This window comes from Mesorhizobium sp. M4B.F.Ca.ET.017.02.2.1 (assembly GCF_003998955.1).
Lineage (GTDB): Bacteria > Pseudomonadota > Alphaproteobacteria > Rhizobiales > Rhizobiaceae > Mesorhizobium > Mesorhizobium abyssinicae.
The window spans coordinates 1-11,305 of record NZ_RZOF01000205.1 but is presented as its reverse complement, the minus strand read 5'-3'; the positions used below and the strand labels follow the sequence as shown (position 1 = coordinate 11,305).

Genomic DNA, 11,305 nt, shown 5'->3' with positions numbered 1-11,305 from the left:
GCGCTGAAGGATTTGATGGCGCCAGCGCTGATCCAGCTCACCGGCCTGCCGCTGCCGTCGACGTCGAAGGTGCGGAAGGCGATGTTCTCGGCGACCGTCATCCTTGGCGCGCAGGCATTCTTCAGCGGTTCCTCCGGGATCAGGCGCACATTGAGCGCGCGCGCCTCGGCGCGCGTCGCCGCATAGGCCGTTCCTCGAACCATGACTTCGCCCTGGTCGCGGGCACGCTGGCCCGCCAGCACCTCCAGGAACTCCTTCTGGCCGTTGCCGGAGATGCCGGCGATGCCGACGATCTCGCCGGAGCGCACGCCGAGGTCGGCGATGTCGATCGATTTGAGACCGGTGCGGTCCGGTGCTTTCAGCGCTTTCACCTTGAGCACAATCTCGGCGTCCGCCCTGGGCTCGAGACGGCTGTCGAGTGCAGCGATCGGCTGGTCGCCGATCATCATCGCCGCCATCTCCCTGTGGGAAAGGTCTGACACTTTGCCGGTCCCGGTGAGCCTGCCCTTGCGCAGCACTGTGATGTCGTCGGCGAATGCAGTGACCTCGTGGAATTTGTGGGAGATCATCAGCACGGTGAGATCGCCGGCCTTCGTCATGCCGCGCACCAGGCCAAGCACTTCCTGCGCCTCGCCCGGGGTGAGCACGGATGTCGGCTCGTCCAGCACCAGGAAATTGCGGCCGAGGTAAAGCTGCTTGATGATCTCCAGCTTCTGTTTCTCGCCGGCGGCAAGCTCGGCCACCTTGACGTCGAGCGGCAGTTTGAACGGCATGCGCTCCATGAAGGCGGCGAGCGCGCCGCGCTCCTTGCGCCAGTCAATGACGCCGGGCACCTTTTCTCGCGAGATGACCAGGTTCTCGGCGCCGGTCAGCGAAGGCACCAGCGTGAAATGCTGGTAGACCATGCCGAGGCCCAGCGCCGAAGCATCCCTGGGGCTGGCGATCGCGACCTCCCGGCCGTCGACCAGCATGTCGCCCGACGTCGGGCGGTAGAAACCCATCATGCATTTGACCAGCGTCGACTTGCCGGCGCCGTTCTCGCCGAGCAGAGCATGGAAGGAACCTGCCGGCACCTTGATCGAGACGTCGTCGAGTGCAGTGAAGGCGCCGAAACGCATGGTCATGCCGATGGTCTCGACGCCGATCGCCTTTCTGTGAGTTCCGCTCATCGCCGGTTCCTCACGGCAGCTGGGCGACGAGCGCGGCGGAATTCGACACCGCGCCGAACACGCCGCCCTGCATCTTGATCATCTTGATCGCCGCCAGATGGTTGCCGTGGTCGGTGGCTCCGCAGCAATCCTCCAGCATCACGCATTCGAAGCCGCGATCGTTGGCCTCGCGCATGGTGGTGTGAACGCAGACGTCGGTGGTGATGCCGGTAAGCACGATGTTGGCGATGCCGCGCTGGTTGAGGATCAGCTCGAGATCGGTTGCGCAGAACGAGCCCTTGCCCGGCTTGTCGATGATCGGCTCGCCCTCGGCCGGATAGAGGTCGGGGATGATGTCCCAGCCCGGCTCGCCGCGCACCAGGATGCGCCCGCAAGGACCGGGGTCGCCGATGCCGGCATTGATGCGGCGCGAGCGCCAGCGCTTGTTGGCGGGCAGGTCGGCGAGGTCCGGACGATGGCCCTCGCGCGTGTGGATGATGGTGTAGCCCTTGGCCCGCATCGCCGAGAGCACCGCCTTGATCGGCTCGATCGGCGCCCTGACCAGCGACAGGTCATAGCCCATGTGGTCGACATAGCCGCCCGGCCCGCAGAAATCGGTCTGCATGTCGATGATGATCAACGCCGTGTTGTCCGGCCTCAGGTCGCCATTGTAGGGCCAGGGATAGGGATCGGCGTCGATGTAGCGCTGGGTGATCTCGGCTCTGGCGTTCATGGCAAAAACTCCGGTCTCGCGAGCGGTTCCTGGGATGCGGTCACTTGGTGATCGACAGTTCGCCGGGCGCGCCGGCGAGTGTGCGGCTCGGCGACGAGGTGGCGATCATGATGACAAGGGTGAGGATGTAGGGCGCGGCGTAGAACAGGTAGTAGCCTTGCGTGACGCCCACCGACTGCAGCGCCGGCCCGAGGGCGCCGGCGCCGCCGAACAGCAGCGCGGCGGCAAAGCAGCCGAGCGGGTTCCAGCGCGCGAAGATGACCAGCGCCACCGCCATCAGCCCCTGGCCCGACGAGATGCGCTCGGTCCAGCTGCCGGGATAGTAGAGCGACAGATAGGCGCCGCCGATGCCGGCCAGCGCGCCGCCGGCGCCGGTGGCCAGCAGGCGCACCGTGTTCGGGTTGAGGCCCATGGCGCGCGCGGCATCGGCGCTGTCGCCGACGACACGCACGATCAGGCCTACACGGGTGTTGCGGAAGGCCCACCAGAGGAAGACGGCAAGCGCCGCGCCGATCAGGAACAGCATGTTGACGTTGAGCGCCGCCTGCACCTGCGGAATGCTCGACCAGGCGCCGAACGGGATCGCCGGCAGGTCGGGCGCCGAGGGCTGGATGAAAGGCTTGCCGAAGAAGAAGGCTAGCCCGGAGCCGAACAGCATCAGGGCGATGCCGATGGCGATGTCGTTGACCTTAGGGAATTTGCAGATCCAGCCGTGGAAGAGGCCGAAGCAGAGGCCGGCGAAGGCGGCGGCCAAAAGGCCGAGCCAGGGCGAGCCAGTCATTACCGCCACTGCGTAGGCGCTCATGGCGCCGAACACCAGCGTGCCTTCGAGGCCGAGATTGATGCGGCCGGAACGCTCGGTGATGGCTTCGCCCAGTGAGACGAAGATGAAGGGCGTGGACACGCGGATGGCGCCGCCCAGCATGGCGAGCGGCACGCCCCACAGCCCGATGTCGGTCGTCTCCATCAGGTGCTCCTCTGCCACAGGTCGGGGTTGAAGAGCTTGAAGCGGCCGTAGAAGGTCTCGCTGAACAGGATGACGATGAAGAGCATGCCCTGCAGCACCAGCACGGTCGCGTCGGGCAGGTCCATGCGGCGCTGGATCAGGCCGCCGGAGGCGTCGATGCCGCCAAGCAGGATGGCGACCGGGATGATGGCGAGCGGATTGTGGCGGGCAAGGAAGGCGACGAGGATGCCGGTGTAGCCGTAGCCGGCGGCAAGCGAGCCATTCGCGCTGCCTTGCACGGCTGCGACCTCCAGCATGCCGGCAAGGCCGGCGAAGCCGCCGGCAAGCGCGGTGAAGCCGACGATCAGCGGCCCGACCGCAAGCCCCTGCACCTGCGCTGCCCTGACATTGCCGCCGGCGATGCGGGCGGCAAAGCCCCAGCGGGTCTTCTCGATCAGCAGCCAGGAGAGCACGCAGGCGAGGATGCCGACGCCGAGCCCCCAATGCACCTCCATGCCCGGAATGTTGCCGATGCGGTAGATGTCGGCGAGCGGCTGGGTCGACGGCTTGTTGAGCGAGGCCGGATCGCGCAGCGGTCCTTCCACCAGGTGGTTCATCAGGGCGATGGCAATATAGGCCATCAGCAGGCTGGAGATGGTCTCGTTGACGGCGCGGTAATGGCGAAGCGCGCCGACGGCACCAATCCAGATGCCGCCGGCGACCACACCCCCCACGCCCATGAGGAGGATGACGAGAAAAGACGGCGCGCCGTTCAGCGCCACGCCGATGGCGGCGGCCGCGACGCCGCCGAGCACGATCGCGCCCTCGCCGCCGATGACGACCAGCCCGAGGCGCGCCGGCAGCGCCACGCAGAGCGCCGCGAGCAAGAGCGGCGCGCCGCGCGACAGCGAGTTCTGGATCGAGAACCAGGAGCCGAAGCCGCCTCGCCACATCGTCTCGTAGAGCTGGAGCGGCGACTTGCCGACCAGCGCGACAAACAGGCTGAACAGCACCATGCCGACGACCAGCGCCGCCAGCGGGATGACGAAGGCCTCCGCCCGCCTGGCAATCCATTCGAGCGCCGCCCGATATCCCCTGGCGCCGAGAAGGGCCGGCACGCCGGCGCTGCTCACGGTGTCCGTCATCGTCCCGTCTCCACTCGTCGTTGTTCCATGCGTGTCGCCCAAAACCGCTGCGCACTTTTGGGCGACACGCCGCCGGCTCAGGCGGTCGAGCCGACGACGCCCTCGACGAGATAGTCCATGCTTTCGAGCTCGATGGCGGTCTCGACGAAAGCCTGGCCTTCGGTGGCGACGACGACGCCCTTGTTGCTCTTCAGCGGACCCTTGATGACGGAGAAGCCGCCCTTCATCATTTCGGCCAGCGTGCCGTCGAACTGCTTGCGGGCCGCTTCGCTGACGGCTGGGCCGAGCGGGCTCATCTTGACGAAGCCGTCGGCCAGGCCGCCGCGGGTGAAATTGGGCAGCGGGGTGCCGGCGATGAGGTCGTCGACGAACATCTTGTAGACCTTGGCCCAGTTCCACTCCGCTCCGGTCAGGTATTTCTCCGGCGCAAGCGGGCTCTGGTTGGCGTGATAGCCGCAGACGAAGGCGCCGCGGCCGGCGGCCGTCTCGACCACCACCTTGGGACTGTCGACATGGCAGGTGATGACGTCGGCGCCCTGGTCGACCAGCGCGTTGGTGGCCTCGGCCTCCTTGACCGCCAGCGACCATTCGCCGGTGAAGATCACCTGGCAGGTGATCGTCGGATCGACCGAGCGGGCGCCGAGCAGGAAGGAATTGATGTTGAGGAGGACCTGCGGGATCGGCTTGGCGGCGACGAAGCCGAGCTTCTTCGACTTGGAGGTGTGACCGGCGACGACGCCGTTGAGGTACTGGCCCATACCGATATAGCCGAAATAGGAACCGGCGTTCATCGGGTGCTTGTCCTTGTTCCACATGCCGCCGCAATGGCGGAACTGCACGTCGGGGAACTTCGCGCACATGGCGAGCATATGCGGATCGAAATAGCCGAAGGAGGTCGGGAAGATCAGCGAGGCGCCGTCGAGGTTGATCATCGATTCCATGGTCTTCTGGACGTCGACCGTCTCGGGAACGTTCTCCTCCTCGACAACGGAAATGCCCTCGATGCTCTTCAGCGTGGCGGCGCCTTCGGCATGCGCCTGGTTGTAGCCGTAGTCGTCCTTGGGGCCGACATAGATGAAACCGACAGTCGCCGAGGCGGCGAACGCCCTGCGGATTGGAAAGGCCGCCGAGGCCAGACCGAGCGCCGCTCCGGCGGCAGAGGTCCTGAGCAGATCGCGGCGGCTAAGCATGAATCTCTCGGTCATATCGAATGCTCCCCTTTTTGGACCCCATCTCCGGGTCGGTTGATGTCTTCTGGAAAAGTGCATGCAATCACCGTGCCAGTTTCAAAGCTTGGTTTTTTGCAATAAAATCAATGCACGGCTTTAGACGCACTGCATAAAGGCGCGGCAAGTGCATGCACTTTTTGCCCGATAAATGATCAATTTGACATCAAGTTCAAAATCTAGGCATACAAGGTGAAGCCTTGAGTCGAAATTCACCCGCCGGCCGTCCAACCTGCGGGTTGCCTGCATAGACTGGACGGAGGAGACGTGCCGGGAAAGCGCAGCTTGGTCAGGTCGGGCACGACCGTGGATCAGATGGTGAGGGCGATCGCCGACCGCATCGTCACCGGCTATCTGCGCCCCGGCGAGAGGCTCGACGAGGTCTCGCTCGCCGCCCGATTCGAGGTCTCCCGCACGCCCGTCCGCGAGGCGCTCGGCCATCTGAGCGCCATGGGGCTTGTCGAGAGGCGGCCCAACCGCGGCGCCATCGTCGCTGTGGTGACGCAGGAACATCTCGCCTCGATGTTCGAGAGCATGGCCGAACTGGAGGCGATCTGCGCGCGCTTCTCGGCCGAGCGCATGACTGGCGGCGAGCGCCGGGCGCTCGAGATGGAGCACCAGGCGTCGGCGCGCCTGGTGCAGCTCGGCGCGGAAGAGGATTACGAATACTTCAACACCGAGTTCCACAGCCGGCTTTATCGCGGCGCCCACAACGCGCATATCCAGGATCTGACGGTGACGACCCGCAGCCGGCTGGCGCCGTTCCGCCGCGCGCAGTTCATGCTGCCCGGCCGGTTGGCCAAATCCTGGCAGGAACACGATCTGATCGTCACCGCGATCATGCGCGGCGACGGGGCGGCGGCGGGCAAGGCGGCCAGGGATCATGTCTCGATCGTCAGCGAGGCGAGCGCGGTGTTCGCGGCCGTAGAGCCGGTGACCTCCGTGCTCAGCCGATCTGCGCGTCAATGATCTCGACGAAGCGCGCGAAGAGGCCGGCCTGCGACTTGATCTTGAGCTTGCGGTAGATGTTGCGGCGGTGGACCTTGACGGTTCCCGGCACGATCCTGAGCGCCCGCGCGATCGATTCCGTCGAGTGGCCCTGAAGCACGAGGTCGACCACCTGCTTTTCGCGTGAGGTGAGCGACAGGCTCTTCCAGATATGCGCGCGGTCGAACTCGCTGGGAACAGCCGCCGCCTCGCCGCGCGGTGTCGTCGCCGGCTCGTCGGCCGGCAGGCCTGGCCAGCGCAGCCTGACCAGGCTGATCACCGCCGGCGCCATGTCGCGCAGCAGCCTGGCGTCGGCGGTGCCGAACGGACCCGAGGCGCGCAGCCGCATCAGCGACAGCACCAGCGCGTCCTTGCCCGGCAATGGAACGAAGAAGCCGACCTCCTCGGCGAGCTTGGTCTGGCTGTAGTACGAGCGGTAATATTCGCTGGCATAGAAGCGGTCCGGCGCCAGCTCTCGCATGCGCCAGAAGCCTTCCTTGCGCTCGACCGCCGCGTGATGGAACGGGTCGAGCAGATAGGGGCCCTCCTGATAGAGCGCGACGAAGACGTGGCTCTCGGCCGGTGAGAAGGTCTCGAAGAGCAGCGGCGGGCGGGCAGCCCCGCGATAGCCGAAGACGACACAGTGATCGAAGCCGACATGGCCGCGCAGCCAGCCGACCATGGCGCGGCCGAAATGATCGCCGCCGGCCTCGCGCGTCGCGGCGATGACGGTGCCGAGCCCGTTGTAGTCATCGCTGCGGGAAACGGCCATTCATACCCCTCTAAACGATAAAATAGATCAAATATACCACCTGCGAGGTATATACTAGCCGGCATTGGCTCTGGTAGCGTTTCGAAATCAACTCGCCTTGGAGCCCGCCTTTGACTGCAGTGCCCGATATCGAGTTTCGCGCGGTCACCAAGCGCTATGGCGCGGTCACGGCGGTCGGCGGCATCGACCTTGCCGTCCCGCCATCGGCCTTTGTCGCCTTGCTCGGGCCGTCCGGATGCGGCAAGACGACTTGCCTGCGCATGATCGGCGGCTTCGAGCAGCCGAGCGAAGGCCAGGTGCTGATCCGCGGCCGCGACATGGCCGGCACGCCGCCCTACCGGCGCCCGGTCAACATGGTCTTCCAGCAATACGCGCTGTTCCCGCATCTCGATGTCGAGGACAACATCGCCTACGGACTGCGCCAGGCGAGGCCCAGGCTGTCATCGCGCGAGATCAGCCAGAGGGCGGGCGAGGCGCTCGCCATGGTGCGGCTCGCCGGCTATGGCCGCCGCAAGATCCACGAGCTTTCCGGCGGCCAGCAGCAGCGCGTGGCGCTGGCACGTGCATTGGTCAACAAGCCGGCGGTGCTGTTGCTCGACGAGCCGCTGGCCGCGCTCGACAAGAAGCTGCGCACCGACATGCAGATCGAGCTGCAGAACCTGCAGCGCGAGATCGGCATCACTTTCGTTCTGGTCACGCACGACCAGGAGGAAGCGCTGTCGATGAGCGACCTCGTCTGCGTCATGAATGGCGGGCGCATCGTCCAGCTCGGACAGCCGAACGAGATCTACGATGAGCCGGCCGACCTGTTCGTCGCCGATTTCGTCGGCAAGACCAATCTGTTGAGCGGCACGGTGGCGGGTCTGTCGGGCGATCTCGTCGATGTCGCACTCGCCGATGGCACGGTGATCGCGGCGCGCAAGCGGGCGCCGCTCAGCCGGGGCGAGGCGGTGTCGGTGTCGCTGCGGCCCGAGACGCTCAGCCTCGGCGCGGCCGGAGACGGCAGCCTGAAGGGCATCGTGCGCAACCGCATCTTCCTGGGCTCGACCGCCGAATATGCGATCGAGGTCGTGGGCATCGGATCACTGCTCGCCAAGGCCGATCACCAGATCGGCCGCGACAATCTCTTCAAGCCGGGCGAACCCGTCGCCATCGGCTTTGCCGCCGGGGCGCCGCTGGCGTTTCCGCAACCCAAGAACAACGGGACCAACCAGAGGGAAAACCACCATGTCGAAATCCTATCGTGACGGACTGCCGATAAGCCCCGAGAAATTCGTCGACCAACTGATGCGCCTGAAGCGCGGCTCGATCGGCCGGCGCGAATTCCTCGGCCTCACCGGCCTTGGCGTCGCCACCGCGGTGATGGCGCGCGAGCTCGGCATCATGCCGACGCCGGCCTACGCCGCCGAAAACCTCGGCGACCGCATGTCGATCGCCACCTGGCCGAACTATCACGACCCGGCGACGTTCGAGAGTTTCAAGGCCGAGACCGGCGTTGCCGTCGAGGTCAACGTCTTCGGCTCGAACGAGGAGATGCTGGCCAAGCTGCAGGCCGGAGGCTCGGGCTGGAGCCTGTTCGTGCCGACCAACTACACGATCTCGACCTACAAGAAGCTCGACATCATCGAAGCGCTCGACATGCCCAAGCTCGGCAATTTCGACGGTTCGCAGGAGGATCCGCGCTTTACCTCGGAAGGCACGATCGACGGGACGATCTACGCCGTGCCGAAGAACTGGGGCACGACCGGCATCGCGATCAACACCAAGAAGCTGACCAAGCCGATGACGAGCTGGAAGGAGTTCTGGGATACCGCCATGGCGGAAGGCGACGGCCGTACCATGGTGCATGACTATCAGCTCACCACGATCGGCAATGCGCTGAAATATTACGGCTACTCGTTCAACTCGCTGAAGCCGGACGAGCTCGCCAAGGCCGAGGAACTGCTGCTCAAGGTCAAGCCGCATCTGTTCGCGGTGTCGAGCGACTATCAGCCGTCGATGCGCGCCGGCGATGCCTGGATGACGATGTGCTGGACCAATGACGGGGCGCAGCTCCATCGCGACATCCCGGAAATTGCCTATGTGCTCGGCAAGGAAGGCGGCGAGATCTGGACCGACTTCTACGCCATCCCGAAGGACGCGCCGAACAAGCCGGCCGGCTACGCGCTGCTCAACTACCTGATGAACCCGAAGGTTGCGGTGAAGGAGCACTTGGCCAATGGCGCGCCCTCGATCGATGCGCGCGTCAACGCGCTGTTGCCGAAGGAGGTGATGGACAATCCCATCCTCTACCCGGCGGCGGAGCTGTTGAAGCCGCTGGAGTTCGGCGCCGCCGCGACGCTCACCGATCCGGGGCGCGCCGAGCTGATGGCGCGCTTCAAGTCGGCTTGAGCGGAACCGGCCACAAACCCGATCCAGGCAACGCGACCGGCGGGCAATTGTCCGCCGGCACCGAAGCGGCTTTTTCGATGCGCGGCACCCTCCTTCGCAAAAACCTCGTGACCGCGCTGCTGCTGGCGCCGGCGACGCTGTGGCTGGTGGTATTCCTGGTCCTGCCGTTCGTCGCCATCGCCATCTTCAGCGTCGGCGAGCGGGCGCCCGAGGGAGGCTACCAAGCAGCTTTCACGCTTGCGCAATACGCCAACCTGCCGGCGCGGGCGACCGCGTTCTGGAACACGATGGTTCTGGCGCCGGTCGGCGCCTTCGCCTGCCTGCTCGTCGCCTATCCGGTGGCCTACTATCTGGCGCTGCGCGCGCCGGAGCGCTGGCGGCTGATCCTGCTGGCGCTCGTCGTCATCCCGTTCTGGACCAGCCTTTTGATGCGCACCTATGCCTGGATGTATGTGCTGGGCGGACGCGGCATTCCGGCCCTGCTCGCCTATGTCGGCATCGAGGATGTCCGGCTGATCAACACGCCGGGCGCGGTGCTGCTCGGCATCGTCTACGGCTATCTGCCGCTGATGATCCTGCCGATCTATGTCAGCCTGGAGCGGCTCGACCGCAGGCTGCTGGAAGCCTCCGCCGATCTCGGCGCGACGCCGCTGTCGACCTTCCTCGGTGTCACACTCCGGCTGTCGCTGCCGGGCGTGATGACCGGCTTCTCGCTGGTGATGATCCTCCTGCTCGGCGAATATCTGATCCCCACTCTGCTCGGCGGCGGCAAGGTGTTCTTCATCGGCAACGCGCTGGTCGACCTGTTCCTGCAGTCGCGCAACTGGCCGTTCGGTTCGGCCATCGCCATCACGCTGGTGCTGGTCTCGGTGGTGGTGCTGATTGCCGCCAACCGCATCTCGGCCCGGCTGTCGGGCGCGCGCCGGGTGGACCTGATCTGATGCGCGCCTTCGTCGTTGCCGTCTTTGCCTTCCTCTACCTGCCAATCGCGCTGGTGGTGCTGTTCTCCTTCAACGCCGGCCACAACTCGGCGAGGAACGGATTGACGACGCCGAACAGCTGCACGAGCGCGACCAGCCGCCGCGCCTGGCGCTCGGTTACGGCTCGATCATCGCCGCGCATGGCCTGTTCTCGATGGCGCTTGTGGCGATGATCGTCGGCACGCGCCTTGGCAGTCTCGACCGCAACCTGGTCGAGGCGTCGAGCGATCTCTACGCCACGCCGCTGACGACGTTCCGCTCGATCGTGCTGCCGCAGATCATGCCTGCGGTGATCGCCGGCTTCCTGCTCGCCTTCACCTTCTCGTTCGACGACTTCATCATCGCCTTCTTCGTCGCCGGCGCGCAGACGACGCTGCCGATCTATGTCTTCGCCTCGATCCGCCGCGGCGTGACGCCGGAAATCAACGCCGTCGCGACCATCGTGCTCGTCGCATCGGTCCTGCTCGTGGTGCTTGCCCAGTGGCAGCTGCGCCGAAGAAAACAGTGAAAGACCGATCATGATCCTGAAAGACCGCATCGCCGTCGTGACCGGAGCCGGGTCCGGCATCGGGCGCGCCGGCGCCACGATCATGGGCAGGGAAGGGGCGACAGTGGTGATCGCCGACCGCGATCGGGGCGCCGGCGAGGCCGTCGCCTCCGACATCCGCCAAGCCGGCGGCCGGGCCGAAGCGGTCGCGACCGATGTCGGCGACGATGCCGCGGTCGAGGCGCTCATCTCCGGCACGCTCGGCAGGCATGGCCGGATCGACATCCTGCACAGCCATGCCGGCATCCAGGTCGGCGGCTCGCTCATCGAAGTCGGTGTCGACGGCATGGATGCCTCGTGGCGCATCAATGTGCGGGCGCAGTTCCTCGCGGCCAAGACGGTCATGCCGACGATGATCGCGCAGGGCGGCGGCGTCATCCTCAACACCGCCTCGAATTCAGGGGTCTTCTACGACCGCGAGATGATCGCC

The 11,305-nt window shown here is 65.8% G+C and carries 11 protein-coding genes and 1 pseudogene; 6 read left to right on the top strand and 6 right to left on the bottom strand.

Annotation, left to right across the window (positions count from 1 at the left end):
* The 5 genes from EN738_RS22030 to EN738_RS22010 all read right to left on the bottom strand — a co-directional run.
* Positions 1 to 1,169: ATP-binding cassette domain-containing protein (locus EN738_RS22030; RefSeq protein WP_127285560.1), on the bottom strand; the 1,169-nt coding region annotated here is incomplete at its 3' end.
* A gap of 10 nt (positions 1,170 to 1,179) precedes the next feature.
* Complete coding sequence (locus tag EN738_RS22025) at positions 1,180 to 1,881, bottom strand: isochorismatase family cysteine hydrolase (RefSeq protein ID WP_127285559.1); 702 nt, start codon at positions 1,879 to 1,881, stop codon at positions 1,180 to 1,182.
* 40 nt (positions 1,882 to 1,921) lie between these two features.
* A complete protein-coding gene (locus tag EN738_RS22020; RefSeq protein ID WP_127285558.1) occupies positions 1,922 to 2,848 on the bottom strand; it encodes an ABC transporter permease in 927 nt (308 codons plus the stop codon).
* Positions 2,848 to 3,972 (bottom strand): ABC transporter permease, encoded by a 1,125-nt coding sequence (locus EN738_RS22015; protein WP_127285557.1) that lies wholly within the window; start codon positions 3,970 to 3,972, stop codon positions 2,848 to 2,850. Before EN738_RS22015 ends, EN738_RS22020 begins: the two co-directional genes overlap by 1 nt.
* A gap of 77 nt (positions 3,973 to 4,049) precedes the next feature.
* On the bottom strand, positions 4,050 to 5,177 hold the full coding sequence (locus EN738_RS22010) for a BMP family ABC transporter substrate-binding protein (protein ID WP_127285556.1): 1,128 nt from the start codon (positions 5,175 to 5,177) through the stop codon (positions 4,050 to 4,052).
* A 306-nt stretch (positions 5,178 to 5,483) separates the two neighbouring features.
* Between EN738_RS22010 and EN738_RS22005 the strand changes: the two genes are divergently transcribed.
* Positions 5,484 to 6,167: a GntR family transcriptional regulator gene (locus tag EN738_RS22005; protein ID WP_127285555.1), complete on the top strand. Its 684-nt coding sequence runs from the start codon at positions 5,484 to 5,486 to the stop codon at positions 6,165 to 6,167.
* On the opposite strand, the gene EN738_RS22000 is transcribed toward EN738_RS22005, so the two are convergent.
* A complete protein-coding gene (locus EN738_RS22000; protein WP_127285554.1) occupies positions 6,145 to 6,957 on the bottom strand; it encodes a LuxR C-terminal-related transcriptional regulator in 813 nt (270 codons plus the stop codon). The two genes, EN738_RS22005 and EN738_RS22000, sit on opposite strands and share 23 nt — an antisense overlap.
* 110 nt (positions 6,958 to 7,067) lie before the next feature.
* Here EN738_RS22000 and EN738_RS21995 point away from each other — a divergent pair, with 110 nt between their 5' ends.
* The 5 genes and pseudogenes from EN738_RS21995 to EN738_RS21975 form a co-directional block, all read left to right on the top strand.
* Positions 7,068 to 8,204, top strand: coding sequence for an ABC transporter ATP-binding protein (locus tag EN738_RS21995; protein ID WP_127285553.1), 1,137 nt, complete (start codon positions 7,068 to 7,070; stop codon positions 8,202 to 8,204).
* The gene (locus tag EN738_RS21990) at positions 8,185 to 9,348 is read left to right on the top strand and encodes a spermidine/putrescine ABC transporter substrate-binding protein (protein WP_127285552.1); all 1,164 of its coding nucleotides are present in this window, start codon (positions 8,185 to 8,187) and stop codon (positions 9,346 to 9,348) included. Before EN738_RS21995 ends, EN738_RS21990 begins: the two co-directional genes overlap by 20 nt.
* Positions 9,349 to 9,425: 77 nt before the next feature.
* Complete coding sequence (locus EN738_RS21985; RefSeq protein WP_127285551.1) at positions 9,426 to 10,289, top strand: ABC transporter permease; 864 nt, start codon at positions 9,426 to 9,428, stop codon at positions 10,287 to 10,289.
* Positions 10,289 to 10,836, top strand: a pseudogene (locus tag EN738_RS21980) (ABC transporter permease subunit). Before EN738_RS21985 ends, EN738_RS21980 begins: the two are co-directional and overlap by 1 nt.
* A gap of 10 nt (positions 10,837 to 10,846) precedes the next feature.
* Positions 10,847 to 11,305, top strand: a 459-nt coding sequence (locus EN738_RS21975; RefSeq protein ID WP_127285550.1) for an SDR family NAD(P)-dependent oxidoreductase, incomplete at its 3' end; no start/stop codon positions are given.